29 protein-coding genes are annotated in these 24,994 nt (G+C 70.3%); 8 read left to right on the top strand and 21 right to left on the bottom strand.

All coding sequences use genetic code 11. From position 1 onward, the window contains the following. Positions 1–4: 4 nt before the first annotated feature. The 7 genes from AB0P25_RS15700 to AB0P25_RS15670 all read right to left on the bottom strand — a co-directional run bounded on the left by AB0P25_RS15700 (position 5) and on the right by AB0P25_RS15670 (position 6,518). Entirely contained in the window at positions 5–550 is a 546-nt protein-coding gene (locus AB0P25_RS15700; protein ID WP_363808543.1) for a DivIVA domain-containing protein, read from the bottom strand. A 12-nt stretch (positions 551–562) separates the two neighbouring features. Beyond that, positions 563–1,594 carry a phosphatidate cytidylyltransferase gene (locus AB0P25_RS15695; protein WP_363808540.1) on the bottom strand — a complete coding sequence of 344 codons (1,032 nt, stop codon included), beginning with the start codon at positions 1,592–1,594 and terminating at the stop codon, positions 563–565. A 3-nt stretch (positions 1,595–1,597) separates the two neighbouring features. Further along, positions 1,598–2,152, bottom strand: coding sequence for a ribosome recycling factor (frr, locus tag AB0P25_RS15690; protein ID WP_064108768.1), 555 nt, complete (start codon positions 2,150–2,152; stop codon positions 1,598–1,600). 55 nt (positions 2,153–2,207) lie between these two features. Next, the gene (pyrH, locus tag AB0P25_RS15685) at positions 2,208–2,921 is read right to left on the bottom strand and encodes a UMP kinase (protein WP_064108767.1); all 714 of its coding nucleotides are present in this window, start codon (positions 2,919–2,921) and stop codon (positions 2,208–2,210) included. 105 nt (positions 2,922–3,026) lie between these two features. Beyond that, the gene (gene tsf / locus AB0P25_RS15680; RefSeq protein ID WP_064108766.1) at positions 3,027–3,857 is read right to left on the bottom strand and encodes a translation elongation factor Ts; all 831 of its coding nucleotides are present in this window, start codon (positions 3,855–3,857) and stop codon (positions 3,027–3,029) included. A gap of 30 nt (positions 3,858–3,887) precedes the next feature. After that, complete coding sequence (gene rpsB / locus AB0P25_RS15675; RefSeq protein WP_363808536.1) at positions 3,888–4,796, bottom strand: 30S ribosomal protein S2; 909 nt, start codon at positions 4,794–4,796, stop codon at positions 3,888–3,890. 219 nt (positions 4,797–5,015) lie between these two features. Beyond that, a complete protein-coding gene (locus AB0P25_RS15670) occupies positions 5,016–6,518 on the bottom strand; it encodes a sugar porter family MFS transporter (RefSeq protein WP_363808534.1) in 1,503 nt (500 codons plus the stop codon). A gap of 261 nt (positions 6,519–6,779) precedes the next feature. Here AB0P25_RS15670 and AB0P25_RS15665 point away from each other — a divergent pair, with 261 nt between their 5' ends. Continuing rightward, a complete protein-coding gene (locus AB0P25_RS15665) occupies positions 6,780–7,370 on the top strand; it encodes a M23 family metallopeptidase (protein WP_363808532.1) in 591 nt (196 codons plus the stop codon). Here AB0P25_RS15665 and AB0P25_RS15660 read toward each other — a convergent pair. The 4 genes from AB0P25_RS15660 to AB0P25_RS15645 form a co-directional block, all read right to left on the bottom strand. Next, on the bottom strand, positions 7,343–8,470 hold the full coding sequence (locus AB0P25_RS15660) for a tyrosine recombinase XerC (protein ID WP_363808529.1): 1,128 nt from the start codon (positions 8,468–8,470) through the stop codon (positions 7,343–7,345). The two genes, AB0P25_RS15665 and AB0P25_RS15660, sit on opposite strands and share 28 nt — an antisense overlap. A 184-nt stretch (positions 8,471–8,654) precedes the next feature. Then, complete coding sequence (gene dprA, locus AB0P25_RS15655; RefSeq protein ID WP_363808526.1) at positions 8,655–9,824, bottom strand: DNA-processing protein DprA; 1,170 nt, start codon at positions 9,822–9,824, stop codon at positions 8,655–8,657. A gap of 293 nt (positions 9,825–10,117) precedes the next feature. Continuing rightward, positions 10,118–11,656, bottom strand: a complete 1,539-nt coding sequence (locus tag AB0P25_RS15650) for a YifB family Mg chelatase-like AAA ATPase (RefSeq protein WP_363808524.1) — start codon at positions 11,654–11,656, stop codon at positions 10,118–10,120. Then, complete coding sequence (locus tag AB0P25_RS15645) at positions 11,656–12,012, bottom strand: YraN family protein (protein ID WP_363808522.1); 357 nt, start codon at positions 12,010–12,012, stop codon at positions 11,656–11,658. Before AB0P25_RS15645 ends, AB0P25_RS15650 begins: the two co-directional genes overlap by 1 nt. Before the next feature lie 147 nt (positions 12,013–12,159). Between AB0P25_RS15645 and AB0P25_RS15640 the strand changes: the two genes are divergently transcribed. Further along, on the top strand, positions 12,160–12,705 hold the full coding sequence (locus AB0P25_RS15640; protein WP_363808521.1) for a YbhB/YbcL family Raf kinase inhibitor-like protein: 546 nt from the start codon (positions 12,160–12,162) through the stop codon (positions 12,703–12,705). Positions 12,706–12,708: 3 nt separating this feature from the next. On the opposite strand, the gene AB0P25_RS15635 is transcribed toward AB0P25_RS15640, so the two are convergent. The 4 genes from AB0P25_RS15635 to AB0P25_RS15620 all read right to left on the bottom strand — a co-directional run bounded on the left by AB0P25_RS15635 (position 12,709) and on the right by AB0P25_RS15620 (position 14,867). Then, entirely contained in the window at positions 12,709–13,032 is a 324-nt protein-coding gene (locus tag AB0P25_RS15635) for a DUF2469 family protein (protein ID WP_018190696.1), read from the bottom strand. A 46-nt stretch (positions 13,033–13,078) separates the two neighbouring features. After that, a complete protein-coding gene (locus tag AB0P25_RS15630) occupies positions 13,079–13,759 on the bottom strand; it encodes a ribonuclease HII (protein WP_363808518.1) in 681 nt (226 codons plus the stop codon). Positions 13,760–13,842: 83 nt separating this feature from the next. Next, positions 13,843–14,190: a 50S ribosomal protein L19 gene (rplS, locus tag AB0P25_RS15625; RefSeq protein ID WP_064108758.1), complete on the bottom strand. Its 348-nt coding sequence runs from the start codon at positions 14,188–14,190 to the stop codon at positions 13,843–13,845. Positions 14,191–14,372: 182 nt separating this feature from the next. Beyond that, positions 14,373–14,867, bottom strand: coding sequence for a hypothetical protein (locus tag AB0P25_RS15620; RefSeq protein WP_363808515.1), 495 nt, complete (start codon positions 14,865–14,867; stop codon positions 14,373–14,375). A gap of 91 nt (positions 14,868–14,958) precedes the next feature. Between AB0P25_RS15620 and map the strand changes: the two genes are divergently transcribed. Next, positions 14,959–15,723, top strand: a complete 765-nt coding sequence (map, locus tag AB0P25_RS15615) for a type I methionyl aminopeptidase (RefSeq protein WP_064108756.1) — start codon at positions 14,959–14,961, stop codon at positions 15,721–15,723. 12 nt (positions 15,724–15,735) lie between these two features. On the opposite strand, the gene trmD is transcribed toward map, so the two are convergent. Beyond that, positions 15,736–16,419 carry a tRNA (guanosine(37)-N1)-methyltransferase TrmD gene (gene trmD / locus AB0P25_RS15610; protein WP_363808513.1) on the bottom strand — a complete coding sequence of 228 codons (684 nt, stop codon included), beginning with the start codon at positions 16,417–16,419 and terminating at the stop codon, positions 15,736–15,738. Between the two features lie 11 nt (positions 16,420–16,430). Beyond that, on the bottom strand, positions 16,431–17,642 hold the full coding sequence (locus AB0P25_RS15605; RefSeq protein WP_363808512.1) for an MFS transporter: 1,212 nt from the start codon (positions 17,640–17,642) through the stop codon (positions 16,431–16,433). Positions 17,643–17,688: 46 nt separating this feature from the next. Between AB0P25_RS15605 and AB0P25_RS15600 the strand changes: the two genes are divergently transcribed. Further along, positions 17,689–18,336 (top strand): GntR family transcriptional regulator, encoded by a 648-nt coding sequence (locus AB0P25_RS15600; RefSeq protein WP_363808509.1) that lies wholly within the window; start codon positions 17,689–17,691, stop codon positions 18,334–18,336. A 35-nt stretch (positions 18,337–18,371) separates the two neighbouring features. Here the strand turns inward: AB0P25_RS15600 and rimM are convergent, their stop codons facing one another. Genes rimM through rpsP form a run of 3 tightly spaced genes read right to left on the bottom strand, consistent with a single transcriptional unit; the run spans position 18,372 to position 19,735 of the window. Then, entirely contained in the window at positions 18,372–19,022 is a 651-nt protein-coding gene (gene rimM / locus AB0P25_RS15595) for a ribosome maturation factor RimM (protein WP_363808507.1), read from the bottom strand. A gap of 1 nt (position 19,023) precedes the next feature. Further along, positions 19,024–19,254, bottom strand: a complete 231-nt coding sequence (locus tag AB0P25_RS15590) for an RNA-binding protein (RefSeq protein WP_115694959.1) — start codon at positions 19,252–19,254, stop codon at positions 19,024–19,026. Between the two features lie 4 nt (positions 19,255–19,258). Continuing rightward, positions 19,259–19,735 (bottom strand): 30S ribosomal protein S16, encoded by a 477-nt coding sequence (gene rpsP, locus AB0P25_RS15585; RefSeq protein ID WP_064108751.1) that lies wholly within the window; start codon positions 19,733–19,735, stop codon positions 19,259–19,261. 181 nt (positions 19,736–19,916) lie between these two features. Between rpsP and AB0P25_RS15580 the strand changes: the two genes are divergently transcribed. The 4 genes from AB0P25_RS15580 to AB0P25_RS15565 all read left to right on the top strand — a co-directional run bounded on the left by AB0P25_RS15580 (position 19,917) and on the right by AB0P25_RS15565 (position 23,311). Continuing rightward, positions 19,917–21,053, top strand: coding sequence for a glutamate--cysteine ligase (locus AB0P25_RS15580; RefSeq protein ID WP_363808505.1), 1,137 nt, complete (start codon positions 19,917–19,919; stop codon positions 21,051–21,053). A gap of 34 nt (positions 21,054–21,087) precedes the next feature. Next, positions 21,088–21,765, top strand: coding sequence for an SGNH/GDSL hydrolase family protein (locus AB0P25_RS15575; RefSeq protein ID WP_363808504.1), 678 nt, complete (start codon positions 21,088–21,090; stop codon positions 21,763–21,765). A 34-nt stretch (positions 21,766–21,799) separates the two neighbouring features. Beyond that, positions 21,800–22,510, top strand: coding sequence for a GDSL-type esterase/lipase family protein (locus tag AB0P25_RS15570; RefSeq protein WP_363808503.1), 711 nt, complete (start codon positions 21,800–21,802; stop codon positions 22,508–22,510). Positions 22,511–22,591: 81 nt separating this feature from the next. After that, a complete protein-coding gene (locus tag AB0P25_RS15565; RefSeq protein WP_363808502.1) occupies positions 22,592–23,311 on the top strand; it encodes a GDSL-type esterase/lipase family protein in 720 nt (239 codons plus the stop codon). Positions 23,312–23,384: 73 nt separating this feature from the next. Here AB0P25_RS15565 and ffh read toward each other — a convergent pair whose 3' ends face one another. Then, positions 23,385–24,953, bottom strand: coding sequence for a signal recognition particle protein (ffh, locus tag AB0P25_RS15560; RefSeq protein WP_363808500.1), 1,569 nt, complete (start codon positions 24,951–24,953; stop codon positions 23,385–23,387). Positions 24,954–24,994 lie beyond the last annotated feature (41 nt).

Raw genomic sequence — 24,994 nt, 5'->3', positions numbered from 1 at the left:
GCACTCAGCGAACCGCCAGCATGACGTCGGTGACGGCGTCGAGCAGGAGGTCGACCTGCACCTCGCGATATCCGCCGCGCTGCTCGCGGAATGTGACCGTCCGCACCTCTTCCACGCTCATCGGCCGGCCGTCCTGGAAGTAGCGCACCAGACGGTTCGCGAAGCGGTCCACGTCGTTGCGGTTGTAGCCGAGGGTGAGGAAGCTGACGCGGTCGAACCTGTTGCCCACCGGGCGGTCCAGCCGGTTGAGGACGACCTGCGCCGTCGTCCGCGCCTCCTCGAACCACGCGGCGTCTCCGGCCGCGGCCCGCGCCGCGTCCCGCTCGCGGGCGGAGAACGCGTCCTCAAGCCGCTCCAGGGCCGCGTCGACGTGCGAGGTCGAGTAGCCGCCCTTGTGCATCGAGAACGCCGTGTGCCGGATGTCTGCCGCGGTCAGGTCGGGCGCCGAGTCGTCGCCGTCGTACGCGCGGCGTGCGGTGAGGAGGAATTCATCCACCTGCTCGACGTCGTAGCCCAGCTGGGACTTGGGGCTGCGGGGGAAGGTGCTCACTCCCCCATTCTGTCATCGGAAGATGAGGAACAGCACGTAGGTGACCGCTGCGGACGGCAGGATCGAGTCGAGCCGGTCGAGGAACCCGCCGTGACCGGGCAGCCACGAGCTCATGTCCTTGATGCCCAGGTCGCGCTTGATCAGCGACTCGGCCAGGTCGCCCGCGGTCGCCGTCAGCAGCACGACGACGCCGAAGAGGATCCCGAACCACCACGGCTCGCCGATCATGAACACCGACAGCAGGATGCCCGCGATGATCGCCGCGGCGGTCGCCCCCGCGAACCCCTCCCACGTCTTTTTGGGACTGATCGTGGGCGCCATGGGGTGCTTGCCCCACGACAGCCCGCTCACGTACGCGCCGGTGTCCACCGACACGACCAGGATGAGGAACGCCAGCACCCACCACTCGCCGCCGTCCTCCGCCAGGAGCAGGATGACGAAGCTGCCGAGCAGCGTGACGTACAGCTGCACGAACACCGACCAGAGCAGGTCGAGGCCGAGCGCCTTGGGACCTGCGCGCCCCGCGGGCACGACGAGCTCCACGAGACGCCATAGCACCACCAGGACGATGCCGGCCGACAGCGCCACCAGCTGGCCGCCCGCGTGCAGATAGAACGCGGCCGGCACGATCCCGATCGCGGACGCCACGGTCGGGATGCGCGGCACTCGGCGTCCGGAACCCCGGAACGCCTGCGCCAGCTCGAACGCGGCGAAGCCGATCATGGCGATCCCGAACACCAGGAACAGCTGCTTGATGAAGATCAGGCTGACGACCACGACCGCGCCGACGGCCACGCCGATCACGATCGCGAGGATCAGGTTGCGGCCGGTACGAGCGGCGATCCGCTCGTTGGTCGCATCCAGCTGCGCCTTGCGCACCTGCACCTGGCGCTCGAAGTCGGCGCGCGTCGCCTGCACCTGCGCCCGCAGTTCGTCACGCGAGCGCGGCTTGGCCCGGCGGGACGGAACCCCCGACGCCTGCGCCCCGACCGGAGGCGTCGCCGCCGGTGGGGTGGGCGGCCGGGATGAACTGTCCTCGGTCATCGGCTAGACCTCGAGCAGCTCGGCTTCCTTGCGCTTCAGCGCCTCGTCGACGGCGTCGACGTGCGTGCGCGTGATGGTCTCGAGCTCCTTCTCGCCGCGCGCCACCTCGTCGTCGCCGACCTCGCCCTTGAGGGCGTCGAGGTCGTCCTTGGCCTTGCGGCGGATGTTGCGGATAGCGACCTTGGCGTCCTCGCCCTTGCCGCGGACGATCTTCACGAACTCCTTGCGGCGGTCCTCCGTCAGCTCCGGGAGGGTCACGCGGACGATCTCGCCGTCGTTGCCGACGTTCGCCGACAGGTTCGGCATGTTGACGATCGCCTTCTCGATCTCCTTGAGGGCCGACTTGTCGTACGGCGTGACGAGAAGGACGCGCGCCTCCGGGTTCTGCAGACCGGCCAGCTGGGCCAGCGGGGTCGGCGAGCCGTAGTAGTCCACGAGCACCTTCTGGAAGAGAGCCGGGTTGGCGCGGCCCGCGCTCACGGTGCCGAAATCCTCCCTCGCCGCGTCCACGGTCTTGCTCATGCGCTGGCGTGCGTCGGAAATCACATCCGCGATCACGGTCTCTCCTTCAGATCGGTGGTTCGGTGTCTAGTCTATTGCGAGGCCGCCCGGCTCAGCCGAGCAGTGTCCCGATCTCGGCGCCGAGCAGCGCAGCGGTGACATTGCCGGCCGGCTCGATACCGAAGATGCGCATCGGCATGCCGTTGTCCATGCAGAGGCTGAGCGCGGTGGAGTCCACCGCCTTCAGGTTCTGCTGCAGCGCCTCCTGGTGCGTGATCTGGTCGATCTTGCGGGCGTCCGGGTTGGTGCGCGGGTCGTCGTCGTACATGCCGTCGACGCCGTTCTTGGCGACGAGCACCACGTCGGCGCTGATCTCCAGCGCGCGCTGGGCGGCGACCGTGTCGGTGGAGAAGTACGGCAGGCCGGCGCCGGCGCCGAAGATGACCACGCGGCCCTTCTCGAGGTGACGCTCCGCACGGCGCGGGATGTAGGGCTCGGCGACCTGGGTCATCGAGATCGCGGACTGGACGCGCGTCTCGGCGCCCGCCTGCTCGAGGAAGTCCTGCAGCGCGAGCGAGTTCATGACCGTGCCGAGCATCCCCATGTAGTCGGCGCGGCCGCGGTCCATGCCGCGCTGCGACAGCTCGGCGCCGCGGAAGAAGTTGCCGCCGCCGACGACGATCGCGATCTCGACATCCTGGGCCGCCTGGGCGATCTCGCGAGCGATGCTGCTGACGATGTCCGGGTTGACGCCGAGCTGGCCGCCGCCGAACGCCTCGCCGGAGAGTTTCAGAAGGACCCTGCGTCTCTTGTTGACTGCCGACATACGTGAATAGCGTCCTTCCGTGTGTGGTTCTGGTCGATGCTAGTCGGTGGCGCACAGAAAAGGAGTCCGGACCGTTTTCACGATCCGGACTCCTTCATCGTCTGCTTACGCGCCGACCTTGAACCGGGCGAAGCCGGAGACGGTGAGACCCGACTCCTTCAGCACCTGGCTGATGGTGAGCTTGTTGTCGCGGGCGTACTCCTGCTCGAGCAGGGCGACCTGCTTGAAGTAGGCGCCGAGGCGACCCTCGATGATCTTCGGGAGCGCGGCCTCGGGCTTGCCCTCGTTGCGCGAGATCTCCTCGACGATGCGACGCTCGTTCTCGACCTCGTCGGCCGGGACGTCCTCGCGGCTGAGGTAGGTCGGGTTCGCGAACGAGATGTGCTGCGCGATGCTGCGAGCGGTCTCCGCGTCGTCGCCGGCGTAGCCGAGCACGACACCGACCTGCGGGGGCAGGTCCTTTGAGGTCTTGTGCAGGTAGATCGCGAAGTGCTCGCCGTTCACGACGGCGATGCGGCGGAGCTCCACCTTCTCGCCGAGGATGGCGGCCTCGTCACCGATGAGCTCGGCGACGGTCTGGCTGCCGGCGGGGGCCGCAAGGGCCTCCTCGACGGTGGTGGCGCCGGCGGCCGCGGCCGCGTCGAGCACCTTGTCGGCCAGCGCGACGAACTTCTCGCCCTTGGCGACGAAGTCGGTCTCGCAGGCGAGCTCGATCATCGTGGCGGTGCCGTTGCCGTTCTCCTTGGCGGCGACAAGGCCCTCGCTGGTGGAGCGGTCGGCACGCTTCGCGTTGCCCTTCGCACCCTTCAGGCGCAGGATCTCGGTGGCCTTCTCGACGTTGCCGTCGGCCTCCTCGAGCGCCTTCTTGGTGTCGACCATGCCGGTGCCGAGCTGCTCACGGAGAGCCTTGATGTCGGCGATGCTGATGTTTGCCATGTTCTGACTGGAACCTTCTGTCTCGAAGACTTACTTGGACTCGGCGTCGGTCGCCTCGGCCTCGACGGCCTCGGCGTCGGCCTCGCCCTCGGCGATGGCGTCGGCGGAGTCGGCCTTGGCCTCGGCCAGGTCGGCGTCAGCGGCCTTGGCGGTCTCGGCGCTCGACTGGACCTCGTCGGACGACTGCGAGAGCAGCTCCTGCTCCCACTCGGCGAGCGGCTCGGCCTGCTCGGCGCCCTCTTCGGGCTTCTGGTGGCGCTGGATCAGGCCCTCGGCCGCGGCGTCGGCCACGATGCGGGTCAGCAGCGTGACGGAGCGGATCGCGTCGTCGTTACCCGGGATCGGGTACTGCACCTCGTCGGGGTCGCAGTTCGTGTCGAGGATGCCGATGACCGGGATGCCCAGCTTCTTGGCCTCGTCGATCGCCAGGTGCTCCTTCTTGGTGTCGACGACCCAGAGCGCGCTCGGGGTCTTCGACAGGTTGCGGATGCCGCCCAGCGACTTGTGGAGCTTGTCCAGCTCGCGCTTCTTGATCAGCAGCTCCTTCTTGGTGAAGCCGCTGGTGGTGCCCTCGAAGTCCAGCTCCTCGAGCTCCTTCATGCGGGCGAGGCGCTTGGACACGGTCTGGAAGTTGGTCAGCAGACCACCCAGCCAGCGCTGGTTGACGTAGGGCTGGCCGACGCGGGTCGCCTGCTCGGCGATCGCCTGCTGGGCCTGCTTCTTGGTGCCGACGAACAGGATCGTGCCGCCGTGGGCGACGGTCTCGCGCACGAAGTCGTACGTCTTGTCGATGTACGCGAGCGACTGCTGCAGGTCGATGATGTAGCTGCCGGAGCGCTCGGTGAGGATGAAGCGCTTCATCTTCGGGTTCCAGCGGCGGGTCTGGTGCCCGAAGTGGACGCCGCTGTCGAGCAGCTGGCGCATGGTGACGACGGCCATTGCCGTTCTCCTTTTGGTTGCGGTTGTCTGCGACGGCCGGCGGCCGCCACTCCTGGTGCCCCGCGCGCATCCGCACCCTGCCGTCGCACGGCGAACCGTGGGCGATGAGGAGACCGGTGGATGCGCGTCCCGACCCCGCGGATCACACCGCAGGACGTTCGGGCACGCGTAGTCACCCCGACGAGCGGAGTGCTTCGAACATCTTAGCAGGAATGGTCGTCAGGCAGAGTCGCCGCTGGAGCGCACCTGCGGTCCGCGCTGACGGCCGCGTGCGTTGGTGAACAGGGTCACGGCCTGCTCGAGCGCCATGCCCTTCGTCTCCGGAACCTTGAAGAAGACGAAGAAGAACGACAGCGCCGCGAAGACCGCGTACATCCCGTACGTGAGCGGCAGCGAGAAGTCCGCCATCGGCGGGAACGAGACGGTGATCAGGAAGTTGGCGATCCACTGCGCGGACGCCGCCACTCCGAGCGCCGCACCGCGGATGCGGGACGGGAAGATCTCCCCGAGCAGCACCCAGACCAGCGGGCCCCAGGAGGCGCCGAAGAAGACGACGAAGGCGTTCGCCGCGACGAGGGCGACGGGACCCCACGGGTTCGGCAGCGACACCGCATCCCCGGACTTGGTGGCGAAGGTGAACGCGATCGCCATCAGACCGAGCGAGAGCGCCATGCCGATGGAGCCGGTGAGGAGGATGGGTCGGCGGCCCACCCGGTCCACCAGGACGATCGCGATGATCGTGACGACGACGTTGGTCACCGACGTGATCACCGTGATGAGCAGCGAGTTCTTCTCGGTGAAGCCGACCGCCTGCCAGAGCGAGGTCGAGTAGTAGAAGATCACGTTGATGCCGACGAACTGCTGGAAGACCGAGAGGATGATGCCGATCCAGACGATCGGCTTGAGCCCCGCCCGGTTGCCGCGCAGGGTGCTCTTCGCGCCCTCCTTGTCCTGGGCGATGGCCTGCTCGATGTCGCGGATCTGACGGTCGACGTCGCTCTCCGGGACGAGGGTGGCGAAGATCGCGCGCGCTTCGTCGCGCTTGCCGGTGGTGAGCAGGTAGCGGGGCGACTCGGGCAGGGTCAGCGCCAGAATGCCGTAGACGACGGACGGGATGACGCCGACGAGGAACATCCACCGCCACGCCTCGAGCCCCAGCCACAGCTGGTTGGACGCCGCACCGGCTGCACCCGCGAGCAGCGCGTCGGAGAGCAGTGCGATGAAGATGCCGATGGTGATCGCGAGCTGCTGGAGTGAGGCCAGACCGCCGCGCGACTGCCGTGGCGAGATCTCGGCGATGTATGCGGGCGCCACGACCGAAGCGATGCCGATGCCGAGACCGCCGACGACACGCCAGAGGCCGAGGTCCCAGACGGAGAACGCGAGACCGGCCCCGATGGAGCTGACCAGGAAGAGGATGGCGCCGAGCAGCATCACGCGCAGGCGTCCCCACCGGTCGGCGAGCCGGCCGGCGATGTAGGCGCCGAGCGCACACCCGAGCAGCGCGATCGCGACGACGAAGCCCTTGACGAAGGGGTTGAGGGCGAAGTGCTTCTGGATGGAGTCGACGGCCCCGTTGATGACGGAGGAGTCGAAACCGAAGAGGAAGCCGCCGACCGCCGCGGCGATGGCCAGTCCGGTGACCCTGCGCCGCATCGCCGCCGTGGGCTTCGGTGCGTTCTCGTCGGTGGTCGCTGTCGATGCGTTGCGTTGTTCAGACATGTCATCCCTTTTTCGGTTGTGCGCGCCCCCGGTCTTCGTGTCGGGCCCGCTGAACGGGAGCACGACGAGGGCAGACCTCACGGTACGCCGCGAAGCGTCCGGGGAGAACCGGCGACGGGGTGGGTGCGGTCACAGGGGTGTGGAGTGGTGGGTTGTCCACGGATTCTCGGGCCGGCGGCTGCCCGGGCGGCCGCCACCGGAGGCTGGAGGGGCAGGGTCGGCAGGGTGCCGTGGGGAGGGTGGTCCGGTTTGGGTGCGGGGATGCGCTGGGCGCGGGTGCTTGGCGGCGTGGCGATCGCCGTGGCCGGGTGGCTCGTGGCGGGATCGTCGGGGGCGGCAGGGCAGGTGGGTGCGGTGGGGCAAGTGGGTGCGGTAGGACCGCCTGGCGCGGCCGTCGACGCGGCGGCTTCGTCGGAGGCCTCGTGGGCGTGGCCGGTGCCGTCTCCGGAGATCGTGGCGCCGTATGTCGCGCCGGCCTCCGCGTACTCCGCGGGCCACCGGGGCATCGACCTCCATGTCGTGACGGGTGCGACCGTTTCCGCCCCTGATGATGCGGTCGTGCGGTTCTCCGGGGTCGTCGTTGACCGCTCTGTGCTGACGCTTGACCATGGGGGCGGTGTCCTCTCGAGCTATGAACCGGTCGTCGGGCTCGTGCCGGTCGGCGCACCTGTGGCGCGTGGCGCAGTCATGGGAACAGCGGCGACGGGTGGGCACTGCGGAGACGCGTGCCTTCACGTCGGCGTCCGTATCGATGGCCAGTACGTGTCGCCCCTGCTGTTCTTCGACCGCGTCCCGCCCGCTGTGCTGCTTCCGCTGGGGCCGGGCTACGCGCGGGGGTGGGCGAGGCGGTAGGCCTCCTTCAAGCGCTCGCTGGAGACGTGCGTGTAGATCTGCGTCGTCCCGAGACTCGCGTGGCCGAGCAGCTCCTGGACCGCGCGCAGGTCCGCCCCGCCGTCCAGCAGGTGGGTCGCCGCCGTATGACGCAGCGCGTGCGGCCCCGACGGCCCGCCGCCGGGGACCTCCGCCAGCAGCCCCGCCACCAGCTCGTACACGGCGCGGCTTCCCATCCGGCGACCCCGCGACCCGAGGAACAGGGCGGGCCCCGACCCCGCCACGGCGAATCGCGGCCGGCCTCCGCTCAGCCATCGCTGCACCGCGTGGAGCGCGGGCACCCCGAACGGGACGACGCGCTCCTTGGACCCCTTGCCGACCACCCGGACGGTCAGCCGGTCGAGGTCGACGTCGTCGACGTCCAGCCCGGTCAGCTCGGAGACGCGGATCCCCGCCGCGTACAGCAGCTCGACGACCGCCAGATCGCGGACCGAGCCCGGATCGCCCTCATCCGCCCGAGCCGCGAGCCCCGCCAGGATGCCGTCCATCTGGTCGCGCGTGATCACCCGCGGCAGCGTCTTGTCCGCCTTCGGCGCCCGCAGCCGCGCGGCGGCGTCCACGACAACCGCAGCCTGCCCTTCTCCGCCCCGTGCGCCGCTTGGCGCAGCGGAGGGGTCGCTCGAGCCCGAGGGGTCCCAAGAAGGTGGGTTGTCTCTCGAGGAGGACTGGTCGCTTGAGACTCCACGCGAGGACGACGTCTCACCCGAGGACGACGTCTCACCCGAGGACGACGTCTCACCCGAGGACGACACCTCGCGCGGAGCCGCCGCATGGCTCGAGGGCGAGGACTCGCTCGTGCGCGCCAGCCACGCGCTGAAGCCGCGGGCGGAGGCGGATCGACGAGCGAGGGTCGACTTGGCGAGTCCGCGCTGGGAACCGTCCCACAGCCAGTCGCGATAGAGATCCAGGGTGAGCCCCGACGGCGAGTCGACGCCGCGCTCGGCGGCGAAGGCAGCGAGCGCCGTCAGGTCGGCGCGGTAGGCCCGAATGGTCTGCGGCGAGTACCCGCGCTCCACCCGCAAGTGGCGCTCGTAGTCGTCGATGGCGGGACCAAGCTTCACTCCCCCAGCTTCGCTCCCCCCTGCCTCGCCGCGACGCAGCGACGCGCGACGCTTCGAGCATCGCTGCGCAGCCGGTGGAGCTCTGCAAGTCGGATGCGACATCCCGAGTCCGCTCTTCGGTGCCCGGTCTCGGCGCCGGGGCTTGTGGCTCGGGCAGGAGCCCTCGCTCGTCGCCTCTTGCGCATCAGCGGTGACTCCCGTCGATGAGCGTCCAGCCGCCGGCGCTCTCCCGTGCCCGGCCGGCAAGGTCGAGTCGGCCGAGGACAGCGGCGACGGTGGTGAAGGGCAGCGCGGATCGGGCGGCGATCTCGTCTGCGCTGGCGGAGCGACGGGTGCCCAAGGCGCTGAGGACGGCGCGCTCGTCCCCGTTCGCCGTCGTGTCGGTCCCGGCGCTTGCCGGAGGTGCGGGGTCGGGCGGCGGTGATGTGGCGAACGGTTCCGCGAGCTCGGCCATCTCGTCGGTCGTCGTCACGCAGGTGGCGGCGTACTCGCGTATGAGGCGGTGGCAGCCTGCCGATGCCGGTGACAGGACGCTGCCGGGGACGGCGCCGAGCGGACGGCCCATCTGGGCCGCGTGACCGGCGGTGTTCAGGGAACCGGAGCGGTGGCCGGCTTCGATCACCACGGTGGCCGTGGCGGCAGCGGCGATGAGCCTGTTGCGCATCAGGAAGCGCCACCGTGTCGGGGCGGACCCCGGGGGCAGTTCGGCGGCGATCACGCTCTCCGCGACGACACGCTTGAGGAGGTCGCTGTTGCCCGCCGGATACAGACGGTCGGAACCGCCGGCGAGGAAGGCGACGGTGAGCCCGCGGCTCGCGAGCGTGGCCCGGTGCGCTGCCGCGTCGATGCCGTAGGCGCCGCCCGACACGATGGCGAAGCCGCGGTCGGTGAGGCCGGCGGCGCTCTCCATCGCGACGTGCTCGCCGTACTCGGTGCAGGCACGGGCGCCGACGAGGGCGACCGATCGCCCGAGGTGCCGGAGTCGGGAGCCGTCTCCTCGGATCCACAGCGACAGAGGCGGACCCTCGTCGAGTGATCTGAACCCCTCCGGCCACCAGGTCCAATCGGGGGTGAGGAGCTGTGCGCCGATGCGGGCAGCCCGCTCCACGGCCTTGATGGACTCCGAGAGCGACAGCCGTGGACGCCAGCGGGCGAGAGCGTCGGCCGCCCGCCTCTCACTCAAGGCGGTGGCCGCCCGCTCGGATGTCGGGAGGCATCTGTCGCCACGTCGAGCGTCCCCGTCCGCCGGGACAGCATCCGGTCGGTCGACGATCGCCCTCAGCAGGCCGACCGGTCCGAGCTCGTCGACCAGCCAGCCGGCGTCGAGGTCGCCGGGCTCGATGGCAGTGCTCAACGCGGCACGGGCGAAACGTTCCTCTGAGACCGCCACACTGTCGGTCACGTCGTCCGCGCCGGGACGGACGGCGAGCAGCAACCTCTCGAGCTCCCGCCGGGCGAGCCCGGGGATGGCCGTGCGGTCGCAGGAGGCGGGTCCTCTGGGCTCGGAAGCGACCCCGGCCTCCCGATCCGCCGCGTTCTTATGCGCCCTGGGGGCGGTAGCACCCGCGGGCCCGGATCTCTCAAGCTCGGGCGTTGCGACACCTCCCGTGACGGTCTGCGCAATGGCGCATCGTCCGCATGCGGCGTTCACGCGGGCATCCCGCGGCGGAGGAAGAGCGCACGGCCCACGTGGTCGACGTCCGGCGAGGCGGCGTCGTCGAGGTCGGCGAGGGTCCAGGCCAGACGCAGAGCGCGGTCGTAGCCGCGCATCGTGATCATGCCGCGTTCCAGAGCCCGGTCGATCGGGGCGGTGACGACCGCACTGAGCCGGCGTTCGGGGGCGCGGAGCCAGCTGCCGGCGACCTCGGCGCTTCGCGTCCACTCGGTGCCGCGCAGTCGTTCGGCGGCGCGCGATCGCGCAGCGGCCACGCGCTCGCGGAGATCGCTGCTCGAACGACCCTCGCCCCGGGCCAGCGCGCCGCGCACGGCGGCGAGGCCGATCCGGCGCACGGACAGACGGATGTCGACGCGATCGATCAGCGGACCGGACATGCGGGCCTGATAACGGCGGCGTGCCATCGGGGTGCACGTGCACTCGGCGTCCGGCGAGCCCCAATGGCCGCACGGACAGGGGTTGGACGCGAGGACGAGCTGGAACCGTGCAGGGAAGGTCGCCGCCCCACGCGCCCGGTGGATCGTGATGGTGCCGTTCTCGAGCGGCTGCCGGAGCGAGTCGAGCACCGATGGCGGGAACTCGGCGGCCTCGTCGAGGAACAGGACGCCATGCGTCGCGCGGACGATCGCTCCGGGAGTGATGCGCCCACCGCCTCCCCCGACGAGCGCCGCCGCGGACGCGGTGTGGTGGGGCGCCTCGAACGGCGGTCGGCGCACGAGATCCGAGCCGACGCGGAGGCCGGTCAGTGAACGGATGCACGTGGCCTCGAGGGCCGCGGCATCGGAGAGGTCGGGCAGAAGCGACGGCAGGCGCTTGGCCAGCATGGTCTTGCCCGCTCCCGGTGGTCCGACCATCGACACGTGGTGACCGCCGGCGGCCGCCGCGACCAGCGCCTCCACCGCCTCGTCATTGCCGGCCACGTCGGCGAGGTCGGGCTCGACGACGGCGTCCTGCTCGGCACCGACGGACGACACCGCCTCCTCCTCGACCGGATCGAGGTCGGCCCCGTGCGCGATGGCCGTCGTCCGCAGGCCGGTCACCCCGACGACCTCGATCCCCTCGACCAGGCCTGCTTCGTCGGCGCACGCCGCCGGCACGAAGACGCGCGAGAATCCCGCGTCCCGCGCCGCGAGGACGGCGGGCAGCACGCCCGGCACGGGCCGCAATCGGCCGTCGAGCCCCAGCTCGCCGATGTGCACTGCGCGGGCCGCGGAGTCGGCGGGAACGGTGCCTGCGGCGGAGAGCGCCGCGATGGCGATGGCCAGATCGAAACCCGAGCCCTGCTTCGGGAGCGCCGCGGGCGACAGGTTGACCGTCAGCTTCTTCTGCGTCATCGGGCACCCGGCGTTGACCGCGGCGGCGCCGACGCGCTTGCGCGACTCGCCGAGGGCGGTGTCCGGCAGCCCGATCAGCACGAACGCCGGAAGGCCCGCTGAGATGTCGGCCTCGACTTCCACGACGTGCCCGCGGAGTCCGTCGAGCGCGATGGCGAAGGTGCGTGCGAGTGCCATCAGGCGATCCCGGTGAGGTGCTCGACGAGCGGACGCTCCGTCCATGCATCCGTCACGGCGACCGCGTCGATGCGCACCTCCGCCGAGCCCGGACCGCGCTCCCGGCACCACGCGGCCGCCAGCCGTCGCAGGCGAGCCGCCTTCTTCGAGGTGATCGCCTCGAAGGGGTGTCCGAACTCGAGCGATGACCGCGTCTTCACCTCGGCGAACACCAGGGTCGCGCCGTCGCGCAGGATCAGGTCGAGCTCCCCCGACGGGCATCGCCAGTTGCGGTCGAGGAGCCGGTACCCGCGCTCCTGCAGCCATTCGGCCGCGACCTGCTCGCCGCGGCGTCCCAATTCGTCTTTGTGTGCCATGTGAACCTCCGCGTCCAGCCTCGCGAGCGGCGGCCGTGGGCGGACCGGAGGGCGCGGATCTGTGAAGAAGTCGTCGACGTCACGACCTGTGGACGCAAACCCCGTGCCCAGCGACTAACGTGGACCCGCCCCGACGAAAGGACACCCATGGCCCGGCTCGGTCACCTGCTCCGCAACCGGCGCGCCGGCGAGGACTCCCTCACCTGGCACGCGGACGGCCTCGATGCGCCCGAGACCGTGTCCATCACCAGCCCGGACTTCGCCGACGGCGAGCCCATGCCACAGACCACCGCGGGACGCCCGGTCGGCGACAACGTCTCCCCCGCGCTGGCCTGGTCAGGAGTCCCGGCCGAGGCGCGTCAGCTCGTCCTCATCGTCGAAGACCGCGACGTGCCCTTCTCGCGCCCGATCGTCCACGCCGTCGCACGGCTCGACGCCGAAGAAGCAGGGGTGAACCCCGGCGATCTGGTCGCAGGCTCCGCTCACGGCGACGGCATCATCTCGTTCCGCCAGCGGGGCTACCACGGCCCGCGTCCGATCCCCGGCCACGGCCCGCACCACTACGTGTTCCAGCTCTACGCCCTCGACCGCCCGATCCCGGGGGACGCCACGCTCCGACCGGCCACGGTAGTGGATGCCATGCGCGGCCACGTCCTCGCCCGCGGCCGCCTCACCGGCACCTACGAGCGCTGAACGTCACTCGTCGAGCGCGAGCTCCTTGGGCAGCTCGAACTCCTTCGAGGACAGCTCCTCGATGTTGACGTCCTTGAACGTCAGGACGCGCACCGACTTCACGAACCGGTCGGCGCGGTAGACGTCCCACACCCAGACGTCGTTCATGGTCAGCTCGAAGTAGAAGTCGTGCTCGGTGTCGCGCCGCACGAACTCCACCTCGTTCGCGAGGTAGAAGCGGCGCTCCGTCTCGATCACGTACTTGAACTGCGAGACGACGTCCCGGTACTCGCGATACAAAGCCAACTCGACCTCGCGGTCGTAGTCGTCGAACTCGTCTTCATCCATCGTCCGCCAAGTCTATGCCGGATGGAGGGCGCGCGCGTCCGAGCGGTCACACCTGTGGAAGAGGTTCCTCGACGAAGTCCATCAGCGTCGGCTGCTTGAGCCAGGTCAGGCGGTGCAGTGCGCTCGGTCCGAGCTCCGCGATCGCGGCGAAGTGCTCCGGCGATGAGTAGCCCTTGTTGCTGGCCCACCCGTAGCCCGGGTACTCCGCGTCGTGGGCGATCATCATCCGATCCCGGTGCACCTTGGCGATCACGGAGGCAGCGGCGACGGAGGCGCAGTCCCGGTCGGCCTTGATGCGGGTGACGACCTTCGCGGGGCGCATCAGTGCGGGGTTGAGGTAGTCGTAGTTCCCGTCGAGGATGAGCGTGCTCTCGTGCACCAGCGCGCCCTGTTCCTCCAGCTGGGCGAGCGCCCGGGCACCCGCGAGGCCGAGACACCGCATGATGCCCAGCGAATCCACCTCGGCCGCTGTGGCGAGCCCGACGGCGTGGTGCATCGCCCACTTGCGGCACAGCGGGTCAAGCGACTCGCGCACCGCCTCCGGCAGCAGTTTGGAGTCGCGCAGCCCCGGCGGGATGCGCTTCACAGCCGTGTCGATGACCACCATCCCCACCGCGACCGGTCCGGCGAGGGCACCGCGCCCGACCTCGTCCACGGCGACGATCGACGTGACTCCCTGGCGGTAGAGGGACTTCTCGAACCGCAGCGACGGGGAGACCGGGGTCATCACCACCCCAGGATAAACGACCGAGCCCCCGGTCCATGTCAGGACCGGGGGCTCGGGATGCTCTGGAAGAGGAGCGGGCGAGATCAGTTCTCGCGCTTCTCCTTGATCTTCGCCTTCTTGCCGCGGAGCTCGCGCAGGTAGTACAGCTTCGCGCGGCGGACGTCACCGCGGGTGACGACCTCGATGTGGTCGATCACCGGCGAGTGGACCGGGAACGTGCGCTCGACGCCGACCTGGAAGGAGACCTTGCGGACCGTGAAGGTCTCGCGGACGCCCTCGCCGGAGCGGCCGATGACGACGCCCTGGAAGACCTGGATACGAGAGCGGTTGCCCTCGATGATGTTCACGTGCACCTTGACGGTGTCGCCGGCGCGGAACGCGGGGATGTCCTGCTTGAGGGACGCGGCGTCCACCTGGTCGAGGATGTGCATGGCTGTTCGCTCTCTGTACCCGCCACCGGTCGGGAACGGACTCGGGGCCGCCTCACAGCGAGGATCGGCCGTCTGGGTTCGATTGTGGTGTGTCCGCGAGAAGTGCTGGCTCCCCCGTGGCAGAGCCTGGCCGCGGCACAAGGATCAATTCTGCCATGCGAGGGGCCGATTCTCCAAAGCGGTCAGTCGCGGTCGCGCCGCTCCTCGATCACGATGTACTCGCCGTGGTCGACCGGCGTGGCCGGCTCGGAGGGCACCTGCGGCCGCGCGGCCCGCTCATAGGCGGCGAATGTCGCCTGCACACGGGTGCGCGTCTCTCTCAGCAGCTCCCACAGCGCGACCCAGAAGGTGGCGATGAACAGCAGGATCCCGAGGACGGCGAACCATCCGGTCGCCCCGGGGATGAAGAAGCCGAAGCCGACGATCGTGAGGTCCCAGAGCGCGATGAGGAGCACATCCCACCACGACACGGCGCGCCGCTCGCGCACGCTGCGCCGCGCCATGACGATGCCGCCCACCACGAGCATGGCGAGGAACAGGATGGGACACAGCACCAGGAGCCCGAGGAACGACCAACCGCTCCCCTGGCTGAACGCCGCCCAGCCGATCAGCAGCCACGCGGGCAGCACCACGGCGGACGGGAAGAGCCACCAGTAGAACGCCTTGCGGATGAACACGCCTCCAGCGTAGCGAGCGGCGGCTGTGCTGCGGCTGCGGGTTTGCCGCGCGCACCTGCGAGACTGGAGCCGTACGTCGAGAGGAGACCGTGTGATCGAGCTGAGGACCCCCGCCGAGATCGAGCAGATGCGCCCGGCCGGCCGGTTCGTGGCGGAGGTGCTCGCCGAGACCGCGGCCGCGGCCCGCGTGGGCGTGAACCTGCTGGAGCTGGATGCGCTCGCGCACGACCTCATCCGCCGGCGCGGCGCCGAGTCCTGCTACATCGACTATCACCCGTCGTTCGGGGCGAGCCCGTTCGGCAAGGTGATCTGCACGTCGGTCAACGACGCGGTGCTGCACGGGTTGCCGCACGACTACCGACTGCAGGACGGCGACCTCCTCACGCTCGACTTCGCCGCCTCCGTCGACGGCTGGGTCGCCGACTCCGCTGTGAGCCTCGTGGTCGGGACGCCGCGCGACGAGGACCTTCGCCTCATTGACACGACCCGGCGTGCCCTGGCGGCGGGCATCCAGGCGGCACAGCCCGGCGGACGTATCGGCGACATCTCGGCCGCGATCGCCGCGGTCGCGCACGCGGAGGGCTACTCGATCAACACGCAGTTCGGCGGCCACGGCGTCGGGCGGACGATGCACGGCGACCCGCACATCTCGAACGACGGCCGCGCCGGCCGCGGCTATCCGCTGCGCCCGGGTCTGGTCATCGCGATCGAGCCGTGGTTCCTCGAGACCACCGACGAGATCTACACCGACCGCGACGGCTGGACCCTCCGCAGCGCGGACGGTTCGCGCGGTGCCCACTCCGAGCACACGGTCGCGATCACCGACGACGGGCCGCTCGTCCTGACCGCGCCCTAGCGAGCGACCAGGTCAGGGAAGCAGGTCGGGGCGCACCGCCCGGGTGCGGGCGAGTTGCTGCTCGTGGCGCCAGGCGTCGACGGCGCCGTGATTGCCCGAGAGCAGGACAGGTGGCACCTCGCGGCCGCGCCAGACGGCGGGCTTGGTGTAGCTCGGGTACTCGAGCAGCCCGTCCTCGTGCGACTCCTGCACCAGGCTCTCGGGGTTGCCGACGACGCCCGGGATGAGGCGGCCGACGGCCTCGATCATCGCCATCGTGGCCACTTCTCCCCCGTTGAGGACGTAGTCGCCGATGCTCATCAGCCGCACGCGCGCCCGCGACGCCGTCTCGTCGAAGACCCGCTGGTCGATCCCCTCGTAGCGGCCGCAGCCGAACACGAGGTGCTGCTCCTGCGACAGCTCGCGCGCGGTCGCCTGGGTGAACACCTCGCCCGCCGGCGACGGGAAGATGACGACCGGGTCCGAGGCACCGTCCAGGATGCCGTCCAGCGCCTCGCCCCACGGCTCCGGCTTCATCACCATCCCGGCTCCACCGCCGTACGGCGTGTCGTCGACGGTGCGGTGCCGGTCGTGCGTGAAATCGCGCAGGTCGTGCACGCCGAGCTCGATCAGCCCGGACTGCCGGGCCTTGCCGAGCAGGGAGATGTCGAGCACATCGAAGAAGGTCGGGAAGATCGTGACGATGTCGATGCGCATGGAATGAGAGTCTAGGCGGGCACGACCGCGAGCTCCCGATCGCGGGGCACGAGCGGGGCCGCGACGGCCGGGCAGACCGCGACGAGGGCGAAGGCGAGCGGATACCCGACCCAGCCGATGAGCGCGCCGACGGCGGGACCCACCACCGAGGCGGCCAGGAACTGCCCGGTGTTCTGGGTCCCGAGCGCGCGACCCGACCAGAACGGCCCGGCGATCTCGGCCACGGACGTGTAAGCCAGCCCGTTGTCGGCGACGGTCACGATGGCCGCGATGATCAGGATGACCGCCGCCGCCACCGAGCCGAGGGCGGACGCGGCCGCCATCAGCAGCATCACGCCGACGGCGCACAGCGACACCCAGCGCAGCGGCCGCAGATGGCTGCCGACGCGGTCGCTGAGGACGCCGATGCCGATACGCCCGATCGCCCCGGCGAACTGGCTGACGCCGATCACGATGCCGGCCGCGAGCGATGAGAAGTGCAGCTGCGACACGAGCCAGACCAGCCCGAAGGTCGACACGGTGAATTGCGGCACGACCAGCAGCATCGACACCCCGTGGATGCGCCACAGCAGCGACGTCTCGCGGTAGGGCCGCCACACGGCCTGCGGATGCGCATCCTCGCCGTCCGCGGCCCGGCGCGGCGGTCGCGGCGGGTCGACGATCCCGATCGCGCAGAGGACGGCGGACACCCCGCACAGCACCGCGGGTACCACCAGTGCGGCGGCGATGCCGCCCGAGGCCGCCAGCAGGGGCACGCTCACCGCAGCGATCGCGACGCCGAGCGGCTGGCACATCTGCCGGATGCCCATCGCCAGCCCGCGCCGCTCCTTCGGGAACCAGCCGATCACGACCCGGCCGCTGGCCGCGTTGGGGCTGGCGGACGCCATCCCGCCGACCAGGAACAGTGCGCCGAGAGCGAGGTAGGAGTCTACGAACATCGCGGCGACGGCGGCCAGGGCGGTGATCGCCAGCCCGGACGCGATCACCCACCGCTCCCCGATGCGGTCGCTCAGCGCGCCCCAGGCGATCAGGGTCAGCACGAGTCCGAGGGTCGGCGCGGACGCCAGCAGGCCGGCCTGCGCCAGGCTCAGCCCGCGCTCGGTGTGAAGCAGCGGGATGAGGAACGCCGGCGTCGAGACGAACACCGTCGAGCTCGCCTGGGCGAGCACGCCGAACGCGAGCATCAGCCACGGGCGGGGACGGCGTTCGATTCGGCGGTTCATGGGTATACCATAGCGGTATACCAAGCCCGTATACCAAAGGAGGATCATGCCCGAGCCCATCGCGTACGACCGCCTGCGCTCGCAGATCCTCGACCTCGACCGAGTGCCCGGGTCCCGGCTCACGGAGCGCGGACTCGAAGCAGAACTCGGCGCGTCCCGCACCCCGCTCCGCGCTGCGCTGATGCGACTGGAGGCCGAAGGGCTGGTCGCGCGCGACGGCCGCGCCTGGCAGGTCTCCCCCATCGACCTCGGCGAGATCGGCCGCCTCAGCGAGCTGCGCGACGCCGTGGAGACCGCCGCCGCGCGCCTCAGTTGCGCGCGCGCATCCGACGACGACATCGCGGTGCTGGCGGCGCACCTCGACGAGTTCGACACGAGCGTCCCGGCCGACGAGGCCGTTCGCGCGGGAACGCACTTCCACGTCCGCCTTGCCGCGCTGTCGGGCAACCACTTCTTCGCCGACGCCGTGGACTCGGCGATGACGCGGCTGGCCCGCTCTCGCTGGCTCGTCGCCCGCAGCGAGGAGGCGTGGCAGGAGCACCGCGAGATCGTGGGGCTCATCGCAGAACGGCAGGCGGACGCCGCGGCCGAGCGCATCCACGCCCACATCGTGGGCACGCACGAACGGCTGCTCTCGGCGCTGGACGCGGACGCCCGCGCCCTCCGCGGTCGCGGTCTCGCGATCGTCGGCTGAACGACGAAGAGGGCGACCCGTGGGTCGCCCTCTTCTCAGTCCTCGTCCTCGCCCGGAGCGTCGTCGGGGGACGGCTCCGGCTCGGTCTCCTCCGCCGGTTCCGGCTCGTCGTCCGGAAGGTCCTCGAAGAGTCCCGCCGGCGGCGTCAGCGTGACGGTGCCAGCCGTCAGATCGACCTCCGGCACGATCGCCTTGACGAACGGCACCAGCACCTCGCCGTCGGCGGTCGCGACGGCCAGCAGGTCCTGCGCCGGGAGGTGGTCGACGCGCGCCACGCGGCCGACCTTCACGCCGTCGCGGAGCGCGTCCAGTCCGACCAGCTGATGGTCGTACCAGGCGTCCTCCTCGTCCGGCAGCTGCTTCTCGTCCTGGCTGACCCAGAGGATGGCCTTGACCAGCGTCTCGGCCTCCGTACGGTCGTCGACGCCCACGAAGAACCCGACCGGGTGGCCGTTGTACCAGCGCAGCTCGGACAGCTCGAGCGTCTTGCCGTGCCACTTGGACGCGGTGGGCACCTGGAGGGTGAACACCGCGCCGGGTACGAACCGCTTCTCGGGCTCGTCCGTGTAGAGCTCGAGTTTCAGCGCGCCTTTGAGGCCGTGCGCCTTCGTGAGACGCCCCACGCGCAGCTCGGTCTGACCGGGCCGGGGGGCGACCTCCTTGCGAGGCAGTTTGTGGTCCGCCACCTCAGTCGTCGACGACGTCGACACGGACGCGCCGGCCGTCGGCCAACGCGGTCACGAGGGTGCGGAGGGCCTTCGCCGTGCGGCCGGAGCGGCCGATCACCCGGCCGAGGTCCTCGGGATTCACACGAATCTCGAGGACCTCGCCACGCGGGGAGCTCTTGGCCACGACGTGGACGTCGTCAGGGTGATCGACGATCCCCTTGACCAGGTGCGTGAGCGCGGGTGCGAGCAAGACGTCAGGCCTTCTCGTCGGACGCGTCGTCGGCAATGGCCTCGGCCTCGGCGACGACGTTGGCCTCGTCGGCCTCCTCGCGCTCGACCTCGGCCTCGACGACCGCCTCGGCCTCGGCGGCGGACGGCTTCTCGGCCTTCGGCTTCAGCACCGGCTTCTTCTTCTCGTCGGCGACGAACGCGACCTTCTCGTCAGCGGTCTTCACGGTCGAGACGGCGTTCTTGTCGCCCTTGAACTTGCCCCAGTCGCCGGTGAGCTTCAGCAGCGCGGTGACCTGCTCGGTCGGCTGGGCGCCGACGCTCAGCCAGTACTGCGCGCGGTCGGAGTCGACCTCGATGCGCGAGGGCTCCTCGGTCGGGTGGTACAGACCGATCTCCTCGATGACGCGACCGTCGCGCTTGGTGCGCGAGTCGGCGACGACGATGCGGTAGTACGGAGCGCGGATCTTGCCCAGGCGCTTCAGACGGATTTTGACAGCCACGGTTCTCCTGTATGAGTGGATGAGTTGTGTCGAACTGACTGCCGTGGGCGTGGGGGCACACGCGGCAGGAGGTCTAATGTTCGTCCCACGGGCCGGATAGAGGGTCGGGCACGTCGAACTCAACTAGCTATTCTGTCAGACATTGCGCCCCTTTGAACAATCGGATGGACGGGACGACCGTATGCAGATCGAATTCTCGGAGTCCGAGCGCTCCACCGTGGGCATCGAGTGGGAGCTGGCGCTCGTGGACGGCTCCACGGGCGACCTGGTCCACATCGCCGACGAGGTGCTTCGGGAGCTGGGGACTCCGGACGGCCGCGAGCACCCGCAGATCACGCACGAGCTGCTGCTGAACACCGTCGAGCTGGTCAGCCGGGTGCACAAGACGGTCCCGGCGGCGATCACCGACCTGCAGGAGCTGATCGGCCTGGTCCGCGAGGTGACGGACCCGCTCGGCGTGGAGCTGATGTGCGCGGGGACGCATCCCTTCGCCCAGTGGTTCGACCAGAAGGTGACGCCGAACGAGCGCTACGACCGCCTCCTGGACCGGACGCAGTGGTGGGGGCGGCAGATGATGATCTGGGGCGTGCACGTGCATGTCGGGATCGACTCGGTCGACAAGGCGCTCCCGATCGTGAACGGGCTGCTCACCTATTACCCGCACCTGCAGGCGCTCAGCGCGTCCAGCCCGTTCTGGGCGGGGGCACGCACCGGATACGCCTCCAATCGCGCGCTGATGTTCCAGCAGCTGCCGACCGCCGGCCTGCCCTGGCAGTTCGGCACCTGGGCGAACTACGAGGAGTACGTCCAGGACCTGGTGACCACCGGCGTCGTCGAGGACCACTCCGAGGTGCGCTGGGACATCCGCCCGTCGCCGAAGTGGGGCACGGTCGAGATGCGCGCCTGCGACGGACTGTCGACGCCCGACGAGGTCGGCGCCGTCGCGGCGCTCATCCACTGCCTCACCGACCGGATGTCGGGGCAGCTGGACGAGGGCGTGGAGCCGGTCACCCTGCAGCCGTGGTTCGTGCGCGAGAACAAGTGGCGTGCCGCGCGGTACGGGCTCGACGCGGACATCATCCTGGCCCCGGACGGGAGCGAGCGGTTGGTCTCCGACTCGCTCCGGGACCTGGTCGAGGACCTGCAGCCCGAGGCCGAGCGGCTGGGCTGCGTGGACGAGCTCGGTACGGTGCTCACCATCCTGGACACGGGCGCGAGCTACCAGCGCCAGCTCGCGGTCGCCGAGCAGAACGGCGGCAGCCTGCAGGCCGTGGTGAGCTCGCTCACGCACGAGCTGCGCAGCGGGCTGGCGCGCTGAGCGCATCCATAGGATCCGCGCGTACGGTGTGTGCATGCTCGCTCGACGCCCCCTCGCCGCGGCAGCCACGGCCATCAGCGCCGCGCTGCTGGCCCTGGCGGCGCTGTCGGGGTGCGCGGTGACGAACGGGGGCGCCGCCGACGCGGTCGGAGCGGCCTCGACGCCGACTGCCGCGGCAGAGCGCGTCGCGATCGTCGGCGACTCGATCGAGTCGGGACTGGGCCTGGAACCGTCAGAGGCGTGGCCCGCTCTCGTCGCGCAGTCGCGCGGGTGGCGGCTCGACAACCTCAGCGTGCCGGGCGCGGGATTCGTCGCTCAGGGCTCCGACGGGCACGACTTCTCGGCGCAGGTGGACACGGCCATCGCGGCCAAGGCGCAACTGGTGCTCATCGGCGCCTCGGACAACGATCTCGGACAGGATCTCGCCGAGGTCGCAGGCGCCATGAAGAGCGCCGTCGACCGCCTGCACAGCGACCTGCCGGATGCGCGCATCGTCGGCTTCAACGCCCTCTCGGGCGCAGCGTCCGACGACGACCTCGCGCCGGTCGATTCCGCGCTGCAGCAGGCCGTCGAGGAGGTCGGCGGGGACTGGTTCGACCTCGGCCAGCCGTACCGGGGTGTCGCCGGACTGGTGCAGGACGACGGCGAGCATCCCACCCTCCCCGGCCAGCAGGCGATCGCCGCCGTCGTCGAGTCGAAGCTCGACGTGTGAGTGGGCTCGCAGGGGCCTCGGGTAGCGTAGTGGCGTGACGAACCGACGTTCCCTCGGGGCCCGCCTCGCCACCCTCGTCGCCGCGACCGTCGTCGCCACAGCCCTCACGGGCTGCACCGCGGCGGGGCAGGCCGCCCCCGCTCCCACCCTCCTCCCCTCCCCGAGCCCGACGAGCACGGGGACCCCGGCGCCCGTCACAGCGGCCGCCATCGGCGACTCGATCGCGATCGGCAACGGCGTCCCCGCCGAGGACGCCTGGCCGCTGCTCGTCGCCGACCGCTTCGGCTGGACGCTGAGCGACTTCGCCGAGAGCGCTGCCGGCTTCACGGTCAAGGGGCTCAACACCCACACGTTCGACGACCAGGTCAGCGCCGTCATCCGGCTGCGACCGGAGATCGTCCTGATCGGCGGGACGCGCAACGACGTCTTCGCCTCCACGGAGGGGCTGAAGGCGGCGGCCACCGCAGCGCTCCAGCGTCTCCGGACGGCACTCCCCCACGCCCGGATCATCGGCGTCGGTCCGCTGTGGGGCTCCGACCAGCCGCCCGCCCAGATCGCGGTGATCGACAAGACGGTCAAGGAGGCGGTGCTGGACGTCGGCGGATCGTGGGTCGAGCTCGGCCAGCCGTTCACCGGGCATCCGGAGCTGGTGCTCGCCGACCACGTGCACCCCACCGTGGAGGGCCAGAGGATGCTCGCCGACACCATCGCGGACGGCATCGCCTCCCAGCTCGTCCTGCGTTGACCTGAGGGATTACCACCGCACTGACACGCCCGGGAGCCGCACACAGGGTTTTCGCAGGTTGCTGCGTTTAGCCTCGCACCCGTGCGCACCCGAATCGCCGTCCTGGCACCCGCGGCCCTGACCGCCGCCCTCCTCGCCCTGGCGGGATGCGCCGCTGCGCCGACCGCGCGTCCGCTCGCCGCCGATCCGCGATCGTCGGCCGTGGCCGCCCCGGCCGCCGGTACCGGTCACGCGGGCGCCGGCGAGCCCGTCGATGCCGTCGCGATCGGCGACTCCATCGCCTTCGGCAAGGGTGTGGCACCGAGCCAGGCGTGGCCCGCGCTCATCGCCGCCGAGCACGGCTGGCGGCTCACCGACCTGGCCGTCTCCGGTTCGGGCTTCGTGAAGGCCGGCTGGAACGGCACGACGTACCGCCAGCAGGTCGACCAGGCCCTGCACCTCCACCCCGAGGTCATCATGCTCGCCGCCACGCGGAACGACCGCGAGCAGGACCCGGCTCAGGTGACCGCCAACGCCGACGGGATGCTCCGCGAACTGCGAGAGAAGTTCCCCGAGGCGACCATCATCGGCGTCACCGGCATCTGGGGCTCGGATCAGCCCCCCGCGACGATGACCACGGTCGACGGGATCGTCGGCGACGCCGTCCGGGATGTGAACGGCACCTGGCTCGACATCGGGTTCCCGCTCGTCGGCCACCAGAACCTGCTGCAGCCGGACGGCATCCACCCGAACGCCGCCGGGCAGAAGGTCGTCGCGCAGACCATCGAGTCGAAGCTGCGCCCCCTCAACCTCGCGCTCTAGCCCGCGAGCACAGGAAAAACGTCGCCGATCGAGTGGATCGGCGACGTTTTTTCGCTGTGCTCGCGGCTCGCGGCTAGCGGCCGAGGAACTTCTGGAGGGCGGCCATCTCGTCGTCGGACGGGCCCCCCTGCGGGGTCGGCGCACTGCCGAGGCCGAAGCCGCTGCCGCCCGCGGCGGCGCCGCCCGGCTTGACGCCGGCGGCCAGCGCGGCGTTCTCCGCCGCGCGCTTCGCCGGGTTTCCGGAGCGCGAACCGCTCTTCTTCTTGTTCTTGGCCTGCTTCCGGCCCGCGTAGGAGGCGCCGGGGATGGGGCCCATGCCGGGGACGTTCGGCACGCCGCCCTTGGCTACGGTCTTCATCATCTTGGCGGCCTGCTCGAAGCGGGTCACGAGCTGGTTCACCTCGGTGACCGTGGTGCCCGATCCCTTCGCGATGCGCAGGCGACGGGAGCCGTTGAGCAGCTTCGGGTTGGTGCGCTCGGCCTTCGTCATGGACTGGATGATCGCCTCCGTGCGGACGATCTCCTTCTCGTCGAAGTTGTCCAGCTGCTGCTTCATCTGGCCGGCGCCCGGCAGCATGCCCATCATCTTCTTGATGGAGCCCATGTTGCGCAGCTGCTGCATCTGCTTGAGGAAGTCGTCGAGCGTGAAGCTGTCCGTCGCGAACTTCTCGGCGACCTTGCGCGCCTCCTCCTCGTCGAAGGCCTCCTGGGCCTGCTCGATGAGGGTGAGGATGTCGCCGAGGTCGAGGATGCGCGACGCCATGCGGTCGGGGTGGAACGGCTCGAAGTCGTCCAGGTTCTCGCCCGTCGAGGCGAAGATGATCGGTCGACCGGTGACGGAGGCCACCGACAGGGCCGCACCGCCGCGCGCGTCGCCGTCGAGCTTGGAGAGCACGACGCCGGTGAAGTCGACGCCGTCCTGGAACGCCTTCGCCGTGGCGACCGCATCCTGACCGATCATCGCGTCGATGACGAAGAGGACTTCGTCCGGGTCAGTCGCCTTGCGGATGTCGGCGGCCTGCTTCATCAGCTCGGCGTCGACGCCGAGGCGGCCGGCGGTGTCGATGACGACCGTGTCGTACTGCTTGGTCTCGGCGAACTTCAGCGCGTCCTTGGCCACCTTGACGGGGTTGCCGACGCCGTTGCCCGGCTCGGGCGCGAAGACCGGGACACCGGCCTGCTCGCCGACGATCTGCAGCTGGGTGACGGCGTTGGGACGCTGGAGGTCGGCGGCGACCAGCAGCGGCGTGTGGCCGTCCTTGACGAGCCACTTGCCGAGCTTGCCGGCGAGGGTCGTCTTACCGGCGCCCTGGAGACCGGCGAGCATGATGACCGTCGGCGGTCGCTTCGCGAACTGCAGGCGGCGCTGCTGGCCGCCGAGGATGCCGATCAGCTCCTCGTTGACGATCTGGACGACCTGCTGCGCCGGGTTCAGCGCCTTATTGACCTCGTCGCTGAGCGCACGCTCGCGCACCTTGCCGGTGAAGTCCTTGACCACCGGGAGCGCCACGTCGGCGTCGAGCAGAGCGCGCCGGATCTCGCGCACGGTGCCGTCGACATCCGACGGCGACAGCTTGCCCTTGGTGCGCAGGTTCTTGAAGGTGTCCGCAAGACGGTCGGACAGCGAGCCGAAAGTAGCCATGATGCGTCCATGTTATCGGGCCACGTTGGCTAAGCGCCGTG

Origin of the sequence: Leifsonia sp. NPDC077715, from assembly GCF_040686855.1 — a bacterium.
Taxonomy (GTDB): Bacteria; Actinomycetota; Actinomycetes; order Actinomycetales; family Microbacteriaceae; genus Leifsonia.
Note: the sequence above shows the minus strand (reverse complement) of the source record. Positions and strands in the feature narration are given on the sequence as shown.